Source organism: Chromobacterium sp. S0633, from assembly GCF_024158805.1.
Classification (GTDB): domain Bacteria; phylum Pseudomonadota; class Gammaproteobacteria; order Burkholderiales; family Chromobacteriaceae; genus Chromobacterium.
Window position 1 is genome coordinate 132,577 of record NZ_JAMZGH010000004.1, and the last position, 18,217, is coordinate 150,793.

Consider the following 18,217-nt stretch of genomic DNA (forward strand, 5'->3'; position numbering starts at 1 on the left):
AGCACAACAAAAAGTTTTTCCGATAGCGTTTTCCCCATGCAGCAACAGGGAGTTCGCGCCAGGGCGTAGCTGGCCGGATTCCGAACAGAAACGACAAAGGGTAGCCCCATGATGCAATCCATGTACAGCCATTCTTACCTGTTCGGTGGGAATGCACCGTTCATCGAGGAGCTGTACGAACAGTACCTCGCTGACGCCAACTCCGTTCCGAACGAGTGGCGCGACTATTTCGACAAGCTGGCGCAAGCGCCGGGCGCTGCCGAACGCGATGTGCCGCACATGCCGATCCAGGAATCCTTCATTCAGCTGGCCAAGAAGCCGGCCGCCGGCCAGCGCGCCAGCAGCGGGGCTGAATGGGACACCATGCAAAAGCAGGTGGGGGTGCTGAAACTGATTTCCGCCTACCGCGTGCTGGGCAGCCGCCAGGCCAATCTGGACCCGCTCAAGCGCATGGACCAGGAGCTGGTGCGCGAACTGGACCCGGCTACCCATGGCTTGACCGGCGCCGACATGGCGGTGCAATTCAACGCCGGCTCGCTGGTGGGCCCGCAGAAGATGCCGCTGTCCGACATCCTGGCGCGCCTGAAGCAGACCTACTGCGGCAATATCGGCGTCGAGTACATGCACATCACCAAGTCGGATGAAAAGCATTGGGTGCAAAAGCGCTTCGAGGGCGATCTGTCCACGCCGCATTACGACGCGGCCAAGAAGCAGCGCATCCTGAAGCAGATCACCGCATCCGAGACGCTGGAACGCTATCTGCACACCAAATACGTCGGCCAGAAGCGCTTCTCGCTGGAAGGCGGCGAGTCCGCCATCGCCGCGCTGGATCACCTGATCCAGAACGCCACCGGCCAGGGCGTGCAGGAACTGATCATCGGCATGGCCCACCGCGGCCGTCTGAACGTGCTGGTCAACACCCTGGGCAAGCTGCCGCGCGACCTGTTCGCCGAATTCGAAGGCAAGGCCGCCCAGCAAATGGCCTCCGGCGACGTGAAGTACCACATGGGCTTCTCCTCCGACATCCCGACCGCCGACGGCCCGATGCATGTGTCGCTGGCCTTCAACCCCTCGCACCTGGAAATCGTCAACCCGGTGGTGGAGGGCTCGGTGCGCGCGCGGCAGGAACGCCGCAAGGACGCGGAACGCAAGACCGCGGTGCCGGTATTGATCCACGGCGACTCCGCCTTTGGCGGCCTGGGCGTCAACCAGGGCACCTTCAACCTATCGCAGACCCGCGGCTACGGCACCGGCGGCACGATACACATCGTGATCAACAACCAGGTGGGCTTCACCACCTCGGACACCCGCGACATCCGCTCCACCATGTATTGCACCGACGTGGCCAAAATGATCGAAGCGCCGATCTTCCACGTCAACGGCGATGATCCGGAAGCCGTCTGCTATGTGATGCAGGCCGCGCTGGACTACCGGATGACCTTCAAGAAGGACGTGGTCATCGATCTGGTGTGCTATCGCAAACTGGGCCACAACGAGGGCGACGACCCGTTCCTGACCCAGCCGATGATGTACAAGAAGATCGCCAAGCACCAAGGCGTGCGCGCGATGTACGCCGAGCGTCTGGTGCAGGAAGGCGTGCTGAAGGCGGAAGAGGCCGACGCTCAGATCCAGGCCTACCGCGACGCGCTGGACAAGGGCGAGCACGTGGAGCAGACCGCGCTGACCAATTACAAGCGCGAACACGCGCTGGACTTCAGCCAGTACCTGGGCACCCACTGGGCGCATCCGACCGACACCTCCTTGCCGCAGGCCGACATCCAGCGCCTGACCGAGAAGTTCACCTCGCTGCCGGACGGCTTCAAGCTGCATCCGACGGTGCAGAAGGTGCTGGCCGCGCGCAAGGCGATGGCCGCCGGCGAGCAGAACGCGGACTGGGGCATGGCCGAGACCCTGGCTTACGCCAGCCTGGTGACCAATGGCTTCGGCGTGCGCCTGTCCGGCGAAGACTCTGGCCGCGGCACCTTCTCCCATCGTCATTCGGTCTTGCACGACCAAAACCGCGAGAGCTGGGACCAGGGCAGCTATGTGCCGCTGCGCAATATGTCGGACAACCAGGCCGATTTCCTGGTGATCGACTCCATCCTGAACGAAGAAGCGGTGCTGGCCTATGAATACGGCTATGCCTGTTCCGCTCCGGATCAGCTGGTGATCTGGGAAGCCCAGTTCGGCGACTTCGCCAACGGCGCCCAGGTGGCCATCGACCAGTTCATTTCCTCCGGCGAGACCAAGTGGGGCCGTCTGTGCGGCCTGACCACCATCCTGCCGCACGGCTACGACGGCCAGGGCCCGGAACACTCGTCCGCGCGCCTGGAGCGTTGGCTGCAACTGTGCGCCGAGCACAATATGCAGGTGGTGATGCCGTCCGAAGCCTCGCAGATGTTCCACATGCTGCGTCGCCAGGTGCTGCGCCCGTATCGCAAGCCGCTGGTCATCTTCCTGTCCAAGCGCCTGCTGCGCTTCAAGGATTCGATGAGCCCGATCGAAGCGTTCACCAGCGGCGGTTTCCGCCCGGTGATCGGCGACGCGGTGGTGCAGGACGCCAAGAAGGTCAAGCGCGTGCTGCTGTGCGCCGGCCAGGTGTATTACGACCTCGCCGCCGCCCGCAAGGAGCGCGGCCTGGACGACGATATCGCCATCGTCCGCATCGAGCAGCTGTATCCGTTCCCGACCGAGCAGGTGGCCGCCGAACTGGCGCGCTTCCCGCAGGCGCGCGAAGTGATGTGGGTGCAGGAAGAGCCGCGCAACCAGGGCGCCTGGTATCAGATCCGCCACCGCCTGGAAGGCCTGCTGGGCGCCAAGCAGTCGCTGTCCTTCGCCGGCCGTCCGTCGTCCGCTTCCCCGGCCGTAGGCTATATGAGCAAACACGTCGCCCAACTCAAGGCTTTCGTTGAAGAAGCCATGTCGGTCGCCAAATAACCACTGAATGAGTTCGAGGCAGCCGGAGGGCTGCCTCTACATGGAGAAGAACATGCTGATTGAAGTCACCGTCCCGCAACTGCCCGAGTCCGTATCCGAAGCCACGCTGATGAGCTGGCACAAGAAGGTTGGCCAAGCCGTCAGCCGCGACGAGAACCTGATCGACCTGGAAACCGACAAGGTGGTGCTGGAACTGCCGGCGCCCCAGGCAGGCGTGATCGTTGAAATCATCGTGGAAGACGGCGCCACCGTGGTGTCCGGCCAGCTGATCGCCAAGATCGACACCGCCGCCAAGGCCGGCGACGTGGCTCCGGCCGCAGCCGCCGCGCCGGCTCCGGCAGCCGCCCCGGCGCCCGCCGCCGCACCGGCAGGCGGAGCCGCCATGCCGTCCGCCGCCAAGCTGGCCGCCGAAACCGGCGTGGACCTGTCCAAGGTGGCCGGTTCCGGCCGCGACGGCCGCGTGTTGAAGGAAGACGTGCAGGCCGCCAAGCAAGCCGCTCCGGCCCAGGCCGGCCCGGTGCTGGCTCCGGCCGCCGCCGGCGCCGCGCTGTCCGCCACCCCGGCCGCGGTCAATGTCGCCGCCATCCTGTCCGACCGTCCGGAACAGAGCGTGCCGATGTCCCGCCTGCGTCAGCGCGTGGCCGAGCGTCTGATCCTGTCGCAGCAGACCAACGCCATCCTCACCACCTTCAATGAAGTGAACATGAAGCCGGTGATGGACCTGCGCGCCAAGTACAAGGACCGCTTCGAGAAGGAACACGGCATCAAGCTGGGTTTCATGGGCTTCTTCGTCAAGGCCGTGGTCGCCGCGCTGAAGAAATACCCCATCGTCAACGCCTCGGTGGATGGCAACAACATCATCTATCACGGCTACTTCGATATCGGCGTGGCCGTGGGCAGCCCGCGCGGCCTGGTGGTGCCGGTGATCCGCAACGCCGACCAGCTGAGCCTGGCCGACATCGAGAAGCAGATCTCCGAATTCGGCAAGCGCGCCCAGGAAGGCAAGCTGACCGTGGAAGAACTGACCGGCGGCACCTACACCATCTCCAACGGCGGCACCTTCGGCTCGATGATGTCCACCCCCATCATCAACCCGCCGCAGTCCGCCATCCTGGGCATGCACGCCACCAAGGAGCGCGCCGTGGTTGAGAACGGTCAAGTGGTGGTGCGCCCGATGATGTATCTTGCCCAGTCCTACGACCACCGCATCATCGACGGCCGCGAAGCCGTGCTGAGCCTGGTGGCGATCAAGGACGCGATTGAAGATCCGGCCCGCCTGATCCTCGACTTGTAATCACCCGCGGCCGGGAGCGCGCTCCCGGCCTGTCTTGCGATGAATGGAGCTTGAATGCAGTTGCCCGACTGGTTTTACGGAATCGCCGCCATCCTGGCCGGCGTGGCCATAGGCTGGCTGACCTGGAAAAAACGCCGAAACGGCGTGCGCGAAGACCTGTACAGCCTGATCGGCAAAAGCATTCTCTGTCTGTTCATGATCGCATTCGGCATTCTGCTGCTGAAGGTCGGCAAGTAGACCCGGCAGCCGGCGGGCCGCGCGCCCGCCACCGACAAAGGAAAACAAGATGAGCCAATCGTTTGATGTAGTGGTGATCGGCGGCGGCCCCGGCGGCTATGTGGCCGCCATCCGCGCCGCCCAGCTGGGCTTCAACACCGCCTGCGTGGACGCATTCAAGAACCCGGAAGGCAAGGCGTCGCTGGGCGGCACCTGCCTGAACGTCGGTTGCATCCCGTCCAAGGCGCTGCTGCAGTCGTCTGAAAACTTCCACGCGGTGCAGCACGATTTCGCCAAGCACGGCATCAGCGTCTCCGGCGCCAAGATGGACGTGGCGCAGATGATTTCGCGCAAGACCGACATCATCACCAAGAACGCCGCCGGCATCAGCTTCCTGTTCAAAAAGAACAAGGTGGCCAATATTCACGGTCTGGCCGCCTTCAAGGGCCGCCAGGGCGAGAAATGGGTGATCGAGGTCAGCGACGGCGGCAAGGTGGTGGACACCCTGGAAGCCGGCCACGTGATCGTGGCCACCGGTTCCAGCCCGCGCGCGCTGCCGGGCCTGGCCACCGACAACAAGCTGGTGCTGGACAACGAAGGCGCGTTGGCGCTGACGGACGTGCCCAAGCGCCTGGGCGTGATCGGCGCCGGCGTGATCGGCCTGGAAATGGGCTCGGTCTGGAAGCGTCTGGGCGCGGAAGTCACCATCCTGGAAGCGATGCCGACCTTCCTCGCCGCGGCCGACCAGCAGATCGCCAAAGAAGCCTTCAAGACCCTGACCAAGGACACCGGCCTCGACATCAAGCTGGGCGTCAAGATCGGCGAAGTGAAGGCCGGCAAGAAGAGCGTCACCGTCAATTACGAACTGAACGGCGAAGCGGTCAAGGCCGAGTTCGACAAGCTGATCGTTTCCATCGGCCGCGTGCCCAACACCCAGGGCCTGGGCGCCGATGCGGTGGGCCTGCAGCTGGACGAGCGCGGCTTTGTGGCGGTGGACGACCATTGCCACACCAATCTGCCCAATGTCTGGGCGATCGGCGACGTGGTGCGCGGCCCGATGCTGGCGCACAAGGCGTCGGAAGAGGGCGTGGCCGTGGCCGAGCGCATCGCCGGCCAGAAGCCGCACGTGGACTTCGGCGTGATTCCGTGGGTGATCTACACTTCTCCGGAGATCGCCTGGGTCGGCAAGACCGAGGAACAGCTCAAAGCCGAGGGCGTTGAGTATAAGAAGGGCAGCTCCGGTTTCGGCGCCAACGGCCGCGCGCTGGGTCTGGGCCAGGCGCAAGGCACGGTCAAGATCCTGGCCTGCGCCAAGACCGACCGCATCCTAGGCCTGCACATGATAGGCCCGATGGTGTCCGAGCTGGTCAGCGAAGGCGTGGTGTCGATGGAGTTCAAGGCCGCCAGCGAAGACCTGGCGCGCATTGTCCATGCCCACCCGTCCTTGTCGGAAGTGATACACGAAGCCGCTCTGGCCGCCGACAAGCGCGCTTTGCACGGCTAAGCGTTGGCCGGGTCGTGTACAATCGCGCACGGCCCGGCAAAACGGCCTCCTCGGGGGCCGGTTGACGGAGTATGCGGCGGCGGCGTTTAGCCTGGGGGGTAAGCGCCGCGCGCCAGATACATTCAAGGTTTACAAGCGACTCAAAGAAATAGGGGCGTCGGTTTCAGCCCGCCATCCATTTCTCCGAAAGGAAACCATAGATGAACCTGCACGAATACCAAGCGAAAGAGCTGCTGGCCAAATACGGCCTGCCGGTGCAACAGGGCATTCTGGCCGCCACGCCGGAAGAAGCCGCTGCCGCTTATGACAAACTGGGCGGCAAATTCGCCGTCGTCAAGGCCCAGGTGCATGCCGGCGGCCGCGGCAAGGCCGGTGGCGTGAAAGTGGTGAAAAGCCGCGAAGAAGCCGCCGAAGTGGCCAAGGGCCTGATCGGCAAGAATCTGGTGACCTACCAGACCGACGCCGCCGGCCAGCCGGTGAACAGCGTGCTGGTGTGCGAAGACATGTACCCGGTGCAGCGCGAACTCTATCTGGGCGCCGTGGTTGACCGCGGCAGCCAGCGCGTGGTGTTCATGGTGTCCACCGAAGGCGGCGTGGAAATCGAGAAGGTCGCCGAGGAAACCCCGGAAAAGATCATCAAGATCGAGGTTGATCCGCTGGTGGGCATGCAGCCGTTCCAGGCCCGCGACGCCGCTTTCGCGCTGGAACTGAAGGGCGAGCAGGTTGCCGCCTTCACCAAGCTGATGCTGGGTTCTTACAAGGCCTTTGTTGAAAACGACTTCGCCCTGTTCGAAGTGAACCCGCTGGCGCTGCGCGAAAACGGCCAGCTGGCCTGCGTGGACGGCAAGATCAACCTGGACTCCAACGCCCTGTACCGTCACCCGGAACTGCTGGCGCAACGCGACAAGAGCCAGGAAAACGAACGCGAAGTGAAGGCTTCCGAGTTCGATCTGAACTATGTGGCGCTGGAAGGCAATATCGGCTGCATGGTGAACGGCGCCGGCCTGGCGATGGCCACCATGGACATCATCAAGCTGAAGGGCGGCCAGCCGGCCAACTTCCTGGACGTGGGCGGCGGCGCCACCAAGGAGCGCGTGATCGAAGCGTTCAAGCTGATCCTGGCCGACACCTCGGTGCAGGGCGTGCTGATCAACATCTTCGGCGGCATCGTGCGTTGCGACATGATCGCCGAAGCCATCATCGCCGCGGTGAAGGAAGTGAACGTGACCGTGCCGGTCGTAGTGCGTCTGGAAGGCAACAACGCCGAACTGGGCGCCAAGATCCTGGACGATTCCGGTCTGAAACTGACTTCCGCCCAGGGTCTGAACGACGCTGCCGAGAAGATCGTCGCCGCCGTCAAGGCCGCTGCCTGAGACCCGCACTGAGCTGAGGAATACAAAATGAGCGTATTGGTAAATAAAGACACCAAAGTGCTGGTGCAAGGCTTCACCGGCAAGAACGGCACTTTCCACGCCGAGCAGGCGCTGAAAGTGGGCACCAAGGTCGTAGGCGGCGTAACCCCGGGCAAGGGCGGTTCCGAGCATCTGGGCCTGCCGGTGTTCAACACCATGAAGGACGCCGTGCGTCAGACCCAGGCCGACGCCTCGGTGATCTACGTGCCCGCAGCCTTCGCCAAGGACTCCATCCTGGAAGCCATCGACAGCGGCGTGAAGCTGATTGTCTGCATCACCGAAGGCGTGCCCACCCTGGACATGCTCTACGTGAAGAAGGCCGTGGACGAAGCCGGCATCCGCCTGATCGGCCCGAACTGCCCCGGCATCATCACCCCGGGCGAGTGCAAGATCGGCATCATGCCGTGGCACATCCACAACCCGGGCCGCATCGGCATCGTGTCCCGTTCCGGCACCCTGACCTATGAAGCCGTGGCGCAAACCACCGCTCTGGGCCTTGGCCAGTCCACTTGCATCGGCATCGGCGGCGACCCCATCCCGGGCACCAGCCACATCGACGCGCTGAAGCTGTTCCAGGATGATCCGGACACCGACGCCATCGTGATGATCGGCGAAATCGGCGGTTCCGCCGAGGAAGAGGCGGCCGAGTTCGCCAAGTCCTACGTGACCAAGCCGGTGGTCGGCTACATCGCCGGCGTGACCGCTCCCAAGGGCAAGCGCATGGGCCACGCGGGCGCCATCATCTCCGGCGGCAAGGGCACGGCGGAAGAGAAGTTCAAGGCCTTCGAGAAGGCCGGCATCGCCTACACCCGCAGCCCGGCGGAAATCGGCAAGACCATGTTTGAACTGCTGAAAAGCAAGGGCATGATCTAAGCGCTTACAAGCAAGCCGCAAACAAAACACCCCTGGCCAGCCAGGGGTGTTTTTTTTATGCGTCGCCGTTCAGGCGTAGCGCGCGCAGACGCGGTCGAACGGCGGCCGGTAGCGCGGATCGACGTAAGGCGTCAGCAGATAGAGCAGGCTGCGACAGCCGTCTTTCACCATGCGCTCCAGCTCGCTGGGCGTGGCGGAGTGCTTGAGCGTGGTCACCCAGCCGGTCTGCACCATCTGAAAGTGCTGGACCAGGTGCGCCAACTGCTTGTCGTCGCCCAGCAGCACGCCCTCTTCGCGCAGCCGTGAGAACAGCTGGGCCAGCTTGCCGGCCAATTGGCCGCGCGACAGCTGCTGGTGGTTTTCCGCCAGTTCCGGGTGTAGGTAGTACAGGCTGGGCATGCTCTTGGGCAGGAAGCGGAAGCTCCAGATGTGCCGCAGCGTTTTTTCCATCGCCCCCACCATCGCCTCTATCGAGTTGCTGTGCCGGAGCGCGGCGGACAGCTGCTCGGCCATGCCCTTGACGTAGCGCTGGTAGAGCTCGCTGATGATCTCTTCCTTGTTGCGGAAGTGATAGTAGAGCTTGCCGGTGCTGATATTCATCCGCTCGGCGATATGGTTGGTGGTGATGACGCGCTCGCCCTCCTGATTGAACAGCTGCAAGCTGGCGTCAACGATGTTCTGAAAGGTTTGCGACCGTTCGCCGCTTTTACTCATCTTGGCCCCTTTCTGTCTAATAACCGGGCGCCGCCCATTGCCGTGGCCGCGCCCAGGCGCAAGTATCGCTCAAATTGGGGTGAAATTGTCGTGGTTAGGGCAAATTGTCGACATTTTGTGACGCAAGCGTCGGCAAGATAAGCTTCGCAGGCGTTACGAGTATTTGAAATGCATGATTGAGCTGGTAATTTGATTTAAAACATGCGCAAATATTTAAAGACATTGTTATTTTTAACAATGCATGACATCTCGTATGACGGATAATAACGCTTTTATCAGCAACGGCTTATCATGCGCTCCATCCGTCACAAGCTCACGCTGCTGACAGCGGTGTCCATTCTGGTCGCCACGCTCAGCATCACCATCACCGCCTGCCTGAATATCCGTTCCCATGCCTACCAAGAGGCCGAGCGCGAGATCAATCAGGTCGCCCAGCTACAGGGCGGCTTCGTGTCCGAATGGCTGTCGGTCCGCAAGAATCTGATCAGCGCCAGCCTCAGCCACGCCGACGACGCTCAGGTCAGCTACTATCTGCAGCAGCTGGCCAAGGGCGGCGGCTTCAATGTGATCTACGCCGGCAACGGCGTCACCGGCGACATGAAGTACTCGGTGCCGGGGCGTCCCAAGCCCAGCGCCGACTACCAGCCGGCCCAGCGTCCGTGGTTCCAGCAGTCCAAGGCCCAGGACGGCCTGATCGTCACCGATCCCTACAAGGATTCCGAGCCGGAAACCAAGGACAAGCTGGTGATCACCATCGCCGACAAGGTCAAGGGCCAGGAGATCGTGGTGGGCGGCGACATCCTGATCGACAAGCTGGTCAAGTCGGTGCTGGACATCAAGCTGGCCGGCAAGGGCCATGCCTTCCTGCTGACCAAGCAGGGCAAGATCATCGCCTATCCCAAGCCGGGCAATGAACTCAAGCCCATCGGCAGCGTGATTCCGGCCTTGGACGAAGCCGCCTTCGCCAGCCTGTTGCAAAGCGACCAGGCCAAGAGCGTGGACATAGACGGCGGCGCCTATATGGTGGCCTTGCGTCCGATCGCGGGTTCCGACTGGGTGATGGGCGTGGCCGCGGACGAAGACGTGATCTCCTCCCAGGTCAACGGCATCATCTGGCTGATCGCCGGCGCCGTCGCCATCGTGCTGGCGGTGATGCTGACCTTCAGCTCCGCCTATCTGGGCCGCCTGCTCAAGGGCCTGTTCCAGGTGCGCGACGCGATGCGCGAAATCTCCCAGGGCGAAGGCGATCTGACCCGTCGCATCGAAGTGGCCGGCGAAGACGAGGTGGCGCAGACCGCGCAGGCCTTCAACCAGTTCGTGCAGCGGTTGAACGGCATGTTCCGCGAACTGCGCGACGAAGCCGGGCAACTGACTCAGGGCGTGATCGAAGTCAGCGGCGCGGTGAAGCGTCTGGCCGACGATTCCCACGTGTTGGCGGACATCTCCAGCTCCAACGCCGCGGCGATCGAAGAAGTGACGGTGAGCATCTCCCACATCGCCGACGCCACCCGCGAGACCGACAGCCTGGCGCGCAATACCGGCGAGCATTCGCGCGAGAGCGCCAACGATATGCAGCGCATCAGCAGCGAGATGTCGCGCACCAGCGAATCGGTGGGCGAACTGTCCGGCCTGCTGGCGTCCTTGGAACAGCGTTCGCAGGAAATCTCCAAGATCACCAATGTGATCCGCGACATCGCCGACCAGACCAATCTGCTGGCCTTGAACGCGGCGATCGAAGCCGCGCGCGCCGGCGAGCAGGGCCGCGGCTTCGCCGTGGTGGCCGACGAAGTGCGCAAGCTGGCCGAGCGCACCGGCCAGGCCACGGTGGAAATCAGCCAGATGGTGGAAAACATTCTGGGCGAAACCGGCAAGGCGGTGCAGAACATGAACAGCACCGTCGGCGCGGTGGACAACAGCGTGGACCTGACCGCCCAGGCGCGCGCGCGCCTGACCGCGATCAGCGAGGCGATGCAGCAGGTGGTGGACAAGATCGGCGACGTGGCCTTGTCCACTAGCGAGCAGCACAACGCCACCACGGCGATGGCGCAGAGCACCGAGTCGATCAACAACCAGATCATCGACTCCGACTCCGCGCTGCAATCGGCGATGCAGACCCTGGGCTCCTTGAACGACCTGGCCCGCGGCATGCAGAGCACCTTCAACCGCTTCCGGCTCTAAACCGACTCAGCGATTGTCCGCGTAAGGAAACTCTCGCGCTTTCGCATGGTCAGTCATACAACGCCGGCTCCGTTCAGGGGCCGGCGTTTTGTTATGCTATGGATAGTGAAACGGGGATTGAAGGATTTCGGATGAAAAGACTGATGATGATGTCGGCGCTGCTGCTGACCGCCTGCGGCACCTTTCCGACCCAGGAAGGCTATGCGCAGAAGGCGTATTACTGGCAGGGGCGCGATGTGAATCAATTGCTGGCGGAGTGGGGCGCGCCGCAGAAAACCCTGAAGATGCCGAACGGCAACATGCTCTACACCTACAGCAAGGAATTCACCCAGCGCGAGCCGCTGCGCGAGAACCGCGTGTACGAGCCGGGCGCCAAGGTGACTTACAACGAGAACGGCCAGACCAAGACCATAGAAACGCCGGGACGCTGGGTCAACACCGGCATGATAGGCGGCGGTTCCACCCATTACAGCTGCACCACTAATTTCGTGGTCAATCCCAAGAGCCAGCTGGTGGAGACCGTCAGCTTCGACGGCAACAACTGCGTGGCGGTGCCGCGGCAGTGAGTTCCGGCCCCGCCGGACGGCGGGGCTGCGGACATGTAGAGCATGTTCACGATCTCGACGGCTCGCGCCGCGGATCGTAACCGGTTCTTATTGGCCGGGCAGCTTCCATTCCCCCTTGCTGCGGAAAGGCACCCGGCCCATGCCGTTGAGGTCCTCCAGCGTGCCGTTCAGCTGGTATTCCAGCTTGCCGCCGTTGCCGGCCTCCATCGCCTTGCCGATCTGTTTCAGCCAGCCGGCCAGCGAGGTGTGCAATTGCAGGGTGACCATGCCTTCGCCCAGCGCCGGCACCGCGATGGCTTGATTGCTGAGCCCGGTGGCCAGCTTTTCTCCGGCCACGTTCAGCTCCAGCGTTATGCCCTTGGCGTTCAAGGCCAGATTATTGGGATTGCTGACCCGCAGGCTGACTTCGAAACTTTGCTCGAACAGCGTGGTCTTGCCGGGTTTGACGTCGGCGATGCTGATCTGCGGTTTCTGATAGTTCAGCGCTGCGCAGCCGCTTAACAGCAGGGCGAACAGGGAGATGCTCAGATATCGTTTCATATTCGGTTTTCCTAGGGTTGACTGGCTTTATTCCAAACCGCCCAGCACATCGCGCGTCACCGCCAGCCAGGCGCGCGCGGCGTGCGACAAGTATCCGTTCTTTTGCCAGATCAGCGCCAGATGCCAGACCAGCTTGGGTTCGGCCAGCGGAATCACGTCGTAGGCGGCGCGGTCCAGCCGCTCCACGATGGAGCGCGGCAGCAGGGTGACGCCCATATGGGCGGAGACCAGTTCCACAATGAAGTCCCAGTGCGCGCTGCGTCCCACCACGTGCAGCGGGCGGCCCAGCTCGCGGAAGGCGTCGCTGACCCGGCGCGCCAGCGTGAAATCCTGCGGGTAGAGCACGAAGGGCTGGCCGGCGATCTGTTCCAGCCTCACCACGCTCTGGCCCCGCCACTCCGAGCCGGCCGGCGCCACCAGGCACAGCGGGTCGCGCACCACGGCGAATTGATCGAAAGCCTGATTGTCCACCGGCAGCACCGCCACGCCGATTTCCAGTTCGCCGCTGCGCACGCTGCTCTCGATGGCCAGCGCGCCGTCCTCCACCATCTTCAGTTCGATCTGCGGATAGCGTTGACGGAAGCTGCTGACCACCGGCGCGAAGAAGGCCACGCCTACCATGGGCGGCAGGCCGACCACCAGTTCGCCGCACTTGAGCGCAGACAAGTCGGACAGCTCGGTTTTCAACTGGTTCATCGCCGACAGCACGTCCAGGCCGCGCTCGTAAGTGGCCCGGCCGGCATCGGTGAGGCGGAAGCTGCGGCCTTCGCGCAGGATCAGCGGGCAGCCCAGCTCCTCCTCCAGCTGGCGCACCATCTTGCTGATGGTGGGCTGGGTCACATAGAGGGCTTCGGCCGCCTTGGTGAAGCTTTGGCGTTTGACCACCTCGATGAAATAGCGCAGCGCGCGGATGTCCATGTGTGCTTGTCCGGATCATGTATTCCAGATTGGAATGCGTGAAATAATTTTAATTCATTTTTTGAATGCATGTCGGCGCTCTATACTCGAAACACTCCCTGTGTTGTGTAGTGGCTCAATCATGGCAAACCCGAACCTTCCCGCATTCAAGCAAGTGGCGCTGACCGTTGGTCAGGTGGCCTTGCTGAGCGTGGTGTGGATAGCGGCCAGCCAGTTGAGCAGCCATTTCCTGCCTGTGGTGCCTGCCGGCGTGCTGGGGATGTTCCTGGTGCTGGCGGCGCTCTGGCTGGGCTGGTTGCCGCTGGATTGGTGCCGCAGCGGCGCCCGCTGGTTGCTGGCCGAAATGTTGTTGTTCTTCATCCCCGCCGTGGTGGCGGTGATCCAGTACCCGGACGTGATCCTGGCCGCCGGGCTGCGGATCGTGGCGGTAATCGTGCTGTCCACCTTGCTGGTGATGGCGGCGACCTCCTGGGTGGTGGACAAATGTTACCGCTTGGAAGTGGCCCTGCGCTGGCATGGCCGCCAGAAACAGGTGAAGACGCATGGAGCATGAAATCGCACTGGCCAGTCTGCTGATTACCGTTGTCTTGTACGGACTGGTCAAAAAGTTTTATCTGAAAAAGCGCAATTGGTGGAGCGCCCCGATTCTGGCGGTGCCGCTGTTGGTGATTGCGCTGGTGGTCCTGGCCAAGGTGCCGTACCGGGTGTATTTCGAAGACACCCGCTGGCTGACCTGGATGCTGGGCCCGGCCACGGTGGCCTTCGCGGTGCCAATCTACGAGCACCGGGCGATGATACGCCGTCACTGGCTGTCGCTGAGCTGCGGCGTGCTGGTGGGCATGCCGGTGGCGGTGTTCAGCTCGATCTGGCTGGCGCGCCTGCTGGGTTTGTCCGAGCTCTTGCAGCGCAGCCTGGCGCCGCGTTCGATCAGCACCCCGTTCGCCCTGGCCACGGCCTCGGGCATCGGCGCCTCGCCGGATCTGACCGCGGTGTTCGTGGTGATGACCGGGGTGTGCGGCATGTTGCTGGGCGAAGTGATGCTGACCTGGATGCCGCTGCGCTCCAGCCTGGCGCGCGGGGCTCTGTTCGGCGCCGCCGCCCACGCGGCCGGCACCGCCAAGGCCAGCGAGCTGGGCGCCGAAGAAGGCGTGGTGGCCAGCCTGACCATGATGCTGGGCGGTTTGGCGACGGTGTTCGCCGCGCCGCTGATAGGTTTGTTATTGTAGTTTGTGTGTGTACTTGTTGTGACCCGCATTCCCGTGGGGTGGCGTGCGGTGGTTTCTCCTCATCTCCCCAAACGAGCGTTGTTAGGGCCGACCCAGTGGGTCGGCCCCTTTTTTTGCCTATTCCCCTGCGCATGGACGATAAAAAACCCGGCCGGAGCCGGGTTGGGCATCAAGATCGTTCAGCCCATTTGCTGCGGGGTGATCATGATCTCCACGCGGCGGTTGCGCGCCTTGCCGCTGTCGCTGGCGTTGCTGGCCACCGGCTGGGCCGCGCCGTAACCCATGGTGCGCACCCGCACCGAGTTGACGCCCTGGCCTTGCAGGTATTCGGTCACCGATTGGGCGCGTTTTTCCGACAAGGTCTGATTGTAGGCGGCGGCGCCGCTGCTGTCGGTGTGGCCGGCCACGGTGATCGAGGTGTCCGGGAACTGCACCAGCACGCCGGCGATGTCGCCCAGCGGTTTTTGCGCCCTGGCGTTCAGCTGATAGCCGTTGGTGGGGAAGGTGATGTTGTCGGGCAGGGACAGCTTGAGCTGGTCGCCGATGCGCTCGACGGCGATCTGGCTGTTCTTCAGCTTCTCGCGCAATTGTTTTTCCTGGTAATCCATATAGCCGCCGATGCCGGCGCCGATCGCGCCGCAGGCCAGCGCCGAATTGCGGGCGCCTTTGCCGCCATGAGTCAGCGCGCCCACCAGGCCGCAGGCCGCCGCGCCGCCCAGGCCGTAGAGAGCGGTCTTGCTGATCTCGGTCTGGCCGGTTTGCGGGTTGGTGGTGCAGGCGGACAGAGCCAGCGCGATCAGGGTCGCGGCGGCGGTGGCGGGCTTGAACAAACGGGTCATTGCTTCTCCACTGAAGGGTGATGGGGGTGCGGGTCCTGGCCGAAGGGCGTGTGGCAGACGCAGGGCTCGCCTTCGGACGCCTCCACCAGGGTTTGCAGAATGCCGCATTCCGCCACGGTGTGATGGTCGTGGCAGCGGTCGCGCAGCGCCAGCAGCTGTTGTTCCAGCAGGCGCAGGCTTTCCACTTGCTGATGGACCTTGCTCACCTGGCGGTCTATCAATTGATTGATATCGTCGCAGGCCAGCGAGGAGTCGGCCTTGAACGCGGCCAGCTGGCGGATGTCGGCCAGCGACATGCCCAGCGAGCGGCAGTGCAGGATGAAATTCAGTTCGCCCAATTGCTCGGCGTTGTAGCGTCGGTAGCCGGAGGCGCTGCGCAGCGGCGCGGACAGCAGGCCTTCGCGCTCGTAATAACGGATGGTTTCTACTTCGCAGCCGGTCTGGCGCGCCAGTTCTCCAATCAGCATCTCAGTTCTCCCGCAAGACGCCCCGTTGGGCGATGGCGACGATGTGCCGCCGGGTGAGGATATTTTAGCAAAAAAGCTTGACCTTGTAGCGACTATAGGGTTTGCAATGAAGCTATATCAATCCGATCAAGGGAGGCCACCATGTTCCATCCAGCGCAAAGAAGGCGAAACAAGCTTGCTCCGCATGCCGGCCATGCTTCTTGCCGCGGCGGAGAGGGCAAGCCCGATCCGCGCCCGGCGGACGATTGCTGCGGCCATAAATTGGAGGCGGCGATGCCGGCCCAACGGCCCGCCGCCGCGCATGACCACGATCACAGCCACGACGCTGCGGGCAAGGCCTGCTCGGGCCACGACCACGGCGCGGAAGCGCCGCGCGCGGTGTCCTTGGGCGAGGGCGGCCGGCAGCAGGCGCGCTTGCACATCCAGGCGATGGACTGCCCGACCGAGGCCAAGCTGATTGAAAAAGCCCTGGGCGGTATGACGGGGGTGGCCGCGCTGGAGTTCAACTTCATCGAACGCGTGCTGCTGGTGCGTCACGATCTGCCCAATCTGGACGGAGTCAAACAGGCCATCGCCAAGGTGGGCATGAAGGCGGTGGAGCTGACGGACGCCTCGGCGCCGGTGGAGCAGCCCAAATCCTCGCGCCGCGGCAATTGGCTGCTGGCCTTGTCCGGTTTGGCTGCGGCGGGTTCGGAAGGCGTGGCCTGGCTCAGCGGCGCGGATCAGGGCTGGGGCAGCGCGGCGCTGGCTCTGGCCTCCATCTTGCTGGGCGGCATTCCCACCTTGAAAAAGGGCTGGATCGCCTTGTCCACGCGCACGCTCAACATTCATTTCCTGATGTCGGTGGCGGTGATAGGCGCGATGCTGATCGGTCAGTGGCCGGAGGCGGCGATGGTGCTGTTTCTGTTCGCCATCGCCGAGCGCCTGGAGGCGATGTCGCTGGCGCGCGCCGGCGAGGCGGTGAAGGCCTTGATGTCGCTGGCGCCGGAAACCGCCTGGTTGCAAAGCGGCGGGGAATGGGTGGAGCGTCCGGCCGCCGAAGTGGCGCCGGGCAGCCGAGTGCGGGTGCGTCCGGGCGAGCGTGTGCCGCTGGACGGCCGCATCGACCAGGGCCATAGCGCCTTCAACGAGGCGCCGATCACCGGCGAGAGCCTGCCGGTGGACAAATCGCCGGGCGACGCGGTGTTCGCCGGCAGCATCAACGGCAGCGGCGTGGTGGAAGTGCTGACCACGGCGGCGGCCAACGGCAGCGTGCTGGCGCGCATCATCGATACCGTGCGCAACGCCCAGGCCAGCAAGGCGCCGACGCAGCGCTTCATCGACCGCTTCGCCGAGATCTACACCCCGGTCGTGCTGGTCGCCGCGCTGCTATTCGCCGTGGCCACGCCCTTGCTGGGCTGGCTGAGCTGGGGCGAGGCGGTTTACAACGCGCTGGTGATGCTGGTGATCGCCTGCCCGTGCGCGCTGGTGATCGCCACGCCGGTGACCGTGGTCAGCGCGCTGGCCTCCGCCGCCAAGCATGGTTTGCTGATCAAGGGCGGCGCGCCGCTGGAAACGGCGGCCAGGATAGACGCGGTGTGTTTCGACAAGACCGGTACCTTGACCGAGGGCGAACCGCAGGTGACCGAGGTGGTGGCGCTGGCCGACGCGGATCAGGATCAGCTGCTGCGCTGGGCCGCGGCCCTGGACGCGCATTCCACCCACCCGCTGGCCAAGGCGGTGCTGGCGGCGGCTAGCGCCCGCGGCCTGTCCTGGCCGGAGGCGGAGCAAGTCAGCGAACAGGCCGGGCGCGGCGTCAGCGGCCTGGCGGACGGCAGGAAGCTGGCCTTGGGCAGCAGCCGGCTGGCGCGGGAGCAGGGCGCTTTGAACGAGGCCTTGCAAGCCGAGCTGTCGCGGTTGGAGCTGGCCGGTCAGGGCGCGCTGGTGTTGCTGGAGGGCGAGCGCGCGCTGGGCGTGATCGCGGTGGCCGACCGGATTCGTCCGGAAGCGCCGGCGGCCTTGAGGCAATTGGCCAAGCTGGGCGTGGCGACCGTGATGTTGAGCGGCGACAACCAGCAGGTGGCGCAGGCGGTGGCGGCGCAGACCGGCATTGTCGAGGCGCACGGCGGCTTGCTGCCGGAAGACAAGCTGGAACGCATTGTCCGCTTGCAGGCCTCCGGCAAGACGGTGGCGATGGTGGGCGACGGCGTCAACGACGCGCCGGCGCTGGCCCGCGCCGATCTGGGCATCGCCATGGGCGCGGCAGGCTCCGACAGCGCGCTGGAAACCGCCGGCGTGGCGCTGATGGACGACAAGCTGGCCAAGCTGGCCGATATGCTCAGCCACGCGCGGCGCACCTCGCGGGTGTTGAAGGTGAATATCGCGGTGGCCCTGCTCACCAAGCTGGTGTTCTTCGTGTTGGCGATGCTGGGCATGGCCAGCTTGTGGATGGCGGTGTTCGCCGACGTGGGCACCAGTCTGGTGGTGATCGCCAACGGCCTGAGGCTGGCGCGCGGCGTGCGCAAGGCGGAGTGATAGAAACGGCGCCTGGTTC

At 64.0% G+C, this 18,217-nt stretch carries 16 protein-coding genes; 11 read left to right on the forward strand and 5 right to left on the reverse strand.

Annotated elements, in window-relative coordinates; translation table 11 throughout:
• The first annotated feature begins 108 nt into the window (after positions 1 to 108).
• The 6 genes from NK214_RS04100 (at position 109) to sucD (ending at position 8,236) form a co-directional block, all read left to right on the forward strand.
• Positions 109 to 2,937 carry a 2-oxoglutarate dehydrogenase E1 component gene (locus tag NK214_RS04100; RefSeq protein ID WP_107798171.1) on the forward strand — a complete coding sequence of 943 codons (2,829 nt, stop codon included), beginning with the start codon at positions 109 to 111 and terminating at the stop codon, positions 2,935 to 2,937.
• Between the two features lie 52 nt (positions 2,938 to 2,989).
• A complete protein-coding gene (gene odhB / locus NK214_RS04105; RefSeq protein WP_081544315.1) occupies positions 2,990 to 4,231 on the forward strand; it encodes a 2-oxoglutarate dehydrogenase complex dihydrolipoyllysine-residue succinyltransferase in 1,242 nt (413 codons plus the stop codon).
• Between the two features lie 54 nt (positions 4,232 to 4,285).
• Complete coding sequence (locus NK214_RS04110; RefSeq protein ID WP_048411385.1) at positions 4,286 to 4,468, forward strand: hypothetical protein; 183 nt, start codon at positions 4,286 to 4,288, stop codon at positions 4,466 to 4,468.
• Between the two features lie 49 nt (positions 4,469 to 4,517).
• Positions 4,518 to 5,951, forward strand: coding sequence for a dihydrolipoyl dehydrogenase (gene lpdA / locus NK214_RS04115; RefSeq protein WP_253313810.1), 1,434 nt, complete (start codon positions 4,518 to 4,520; stop codon positions 5,949 to 5,951).
• A gap of 200 nt (positions 5,952 to 6,151) precedes the next feature.
• Positions 6,152 to 7,324, forward strand: a complete 1,173-nt coding sequence (gene sucC / locus NK214_RS04120; RefSeq protein ID WP_048411387.1) for an ADP-forming succinate--CoA ligase subunit beta — start codon at positions 6,152 to 6,154, stop codon at positions 7,322 to 7,324.
• A 27-nt stretch (positions 7,325 to 7,351) separates the two neighbouring features.
• Positions 7,352 to 8,236, forward strand: a complete 885-nt coding sequence (sucD, locus tag NK214_RS04125) for a succinate--CoA ligase subunit alpha (RefSeq protein ID WP_043592732.1) — start codon at positions 7,352 to 7,354, stop codon at positions 8,234 to 8,236.
• A gap of 69 nt (positions 8,237 to 8,305) precedes the next feature.
• Here the strand turns inward: sucD and NK214_RS04130 are convergent, their stop codons facing one another.
• Positions 8,306 to 8,950 carry a TetR/AcrR family transcriptional regulator gene (locus tag NK214_RS04130; RefSeq protein ID WP_081544319.1) on the reverse strand — a complete coding sequence of 215 codons (645 nt, stop codon included), beginning with the start codon at positions 8,948 to 8,950 and terminating at the stop codon, positions 8,306 to 8,308.
• Between the two features lie 291 nt (positions 8,951 to 9,241).
• Here NK214_RS04130 and NK214_RS04135 point away from each other — a divergent pair, with 291 nt between their 5' ends.
• Positions 9,242 to 11,128: a methyl-accepting chemotaxis protein gene (locus NK214_RS04135; RefSeq protein ID WP_107798173.1), complete on the forward strand. Its 1,887-nt coding sequence runs from the start codon at positions 9,242 to 9,244 to the stop codon at positions 11,126 to 11,128.
• A gap of 131 nt (positions 11,129 to 11,259) precedes the next feature.
• Entirely contained in the window at positions 11,260 to 11,694 is a 435-nt protein-coding gene (locus NK214_RS04140) for a hypothetical protein (protein ID WP_227106984.1), read from the forward strand.
• Positions 11,695 to 11,781: 87 nt separating this feature from the next.
• Here NK214_RS04140 and NK214_RS04145 read toward each other — a convergent pair whose 3' ends face one another.
• Positions 11,782 to 12,234, reverse strand: coding sequence for an LEA type 2 family protein (locus NK214_RS04145; RefSeq protein WP_253313811.1), 453 nt, complete (start codon positions 12,232 to 12,234; stop codon positions 11,782 to 11,784).
• A gap of 27 nt (positions 12,235 to 12,261) precedes the next feature.
• Positions 12,262 to 13,152, reverse strand: a complete 891-nt coding sequence (locus tag NK214_RS04150) for a LysR family transcriptional regulator (RefSeq protein ID WP_253313812.1) — start codon at positions 13,150 to 13,152, stop codon at positions 12,262 to 12,264.
• 121 nt (positions 13,153 to 13,273) lie between these two features.
• Here NK214_RS04150 and NK214_RS04155 point away from each other — a divergent pair, with 121 nt between their 5' ends.
• Complete coding sequence (locus NK214_RS04155) at positions 13,274 to 13,705, forward strand: CidA/LrgA family protein (RefSeq protein ID WP_253313813.1); 432 nt, start codon at positions 13,274 to 13,276, stop codon at positions 13,703 to 13,705.
• Positions 13,695 to 14,378 carry an LrgB family protein gene (locus tag NK214_RS04160; RefSeq protein ID WP_253313814.1) on the forward strand — a complete coding sequence of 228 codons (684 nt, stop codon included), beginning with the start codon at positions 13,695 to 13,697 and terminating at the stop codon, positions 14,376 to 14,378. Before NK214_RS04155 ends, NK214_RS04160 begins: the two co-directional genes overlap by 11 nt.
• A 179-nt stretch (positions 14,379 to 14,557) precedes the next feature.
• On the opposite strand, the gene NK214_RS04165 is transcribed toward NK214_RS04160, so the two are convergent.
• Entirely contained in the window at positions 14,558 to 15,217 is a 660-nt protein-coding gene (locus NK214_RS04165) for an OmpA family protein (protein WP_107798178.1), read from the reverse strand.
• Positions 15,214 to 15,684: a Cd(II)/Pb(II)-responsive transcriptional regulator gene (locus NK214_RS04170; protein ID WP_107798179.1), complete on the reverse strand. Its 471-nt coding sequence runs from the start codon at positions 15,682 to 15,684 to the stop codon at positions 15,214 to 15,216. The genes NK214_RS04165 and NK214_RS04170 overlap by 4 nt, the downstream gene beginning before the upstream one ends.
• 273 nt (positions 15,685 to 15,957) lie before the next feature.
• Between NK214_RS04170 and NK214_RS04175 the strand changes: the two genes are divergently transcribed.
• A complete protein-coding gene (locus NK214_RS04175; RefSeq protein ID WP_227106987.1) occupies positions 15,958 to 18,198 on the forward strand; it encodes a heavy metal translocating P-type ATPase in 2,241 nt (746 codons plus the stop codon).
• The last annotated feature ends 19 nt before the right edge of the window (positions 18,199 to 18,217 follow it).

Excerpts from the sequence above, each read along its gene's own strand:
- NK214_RS04100 (WP_107798171.1), top strand. The coding sequence starts at position 109 with ATGATGCAATCCATGTACAGCCATTCTTACCTGTTCGGTGGGAATGCA.
- odhB (WP_081544315.1), top strand. The coding sequence starts at position 2,990 with ATGCTGATTGAAGTCACCGTCCCGCAACTGCCCGAGTCCGTATCCGAA.
- NK214_RS04110 (WP_048411385.1), top strand. The coding sequence starts at position 4,286 with ATGCAGTTGCCCGACTGGTTTTACGGAATCGCCGCCATCCTGGCCGGC.
- lpdA (WP_253313810.1), top strand. The coding sequence starts at position 4,518 with ATGAGCCAATCGTTTGATGTAGTGGTGATCGGCGGCGGCCCCGGCGGC.
- sucC (WP_048411387.1), top strand. The coding sequence starts at position 6,152 with ATGAACCTGCACGAATACCAAGCGAAAGAGCTGCTGGCCAAATACGGC.
- sucD (WP_043592732.1), top strand. The coding sequence starts at position 7,352 with ATGAGCGTATTGGTAAATAAAGACACCAAAGTGCTGGTGCAAGGCTTC.
- NK214_RS04130 (WP_081544319.1), bottom strand. The coding sequence starts at position 8,950 with ATGAGTAAAAGCGGCGAACGGTCGCAAACCTTTCAGAACATCGTTGAC.
- NK214_RS04135 (WP_107798173.1), top strand. The coding sequence starts at position 9,242 with ATGCGCTCCATCCGTCACAAGCTCACGCTGCTGACAGCGGTGTCCATT.
- NK214_RS04140 (WP_227106984.1), top strand. The coding sequence starts at position 11,260 with ATGAAAAGACTGATGATGATGTCGGCGCTGCTGCTGACCGCCTGCGGC.
- NK214_RS04145 (WP_253313811.1), bottom strand. The coding sequence starts at position 12,234 with ATGAAACGATATCTGAGCATCTCCCTGTTCGCCCTGCTGTTAAGCGGC.
- NK214_RS04150 (WP_253313812.1), bottom strand. The coding sequence starts at position 13,152 with ATGGACATCCGCGCGCTGCGCTATTTCATCGAGGTGGTCAAACGCCAA.
- NK214_RS04155 (WP_253313813.1), top strand. The coding sequence starts at position 13,274 with ATGGCAAACCCGAACCTTCCCGCATTCAAGCAAGTGGCGCTGACCGTT.
- NK214_RS04160 (WP_253313814.1), top strand. The coding sequence starts at position 13,695 with ATGGAGCATGAAATCGCACTGGCCAGTCTGCTGATTACCGTTGTCTTG.
- NK214_RS04165 (WP_107798178.1), bottom strand. The coding sequence starts at position 15,217 with ATGACCCGTTTGTTCAAGCCCGCCACCGCCGCCGCGACCCTGATCGCG.
- NK214_RS04170 (WP_107798179.1), bottom strand. The coding sequence starts at position 15,684 with ATGCTGATTGGAGAACTGGCGCGCCAGACCGGCTGCGAAGTAGAAACC.
- NK214_RS04175 (WP_227106987.1), top strand. The coding sequence starts at position 15,958 with ATGCCGGCCCAACGGCCCGCCGCCGCGCATGACCACGATCACAGCCAC.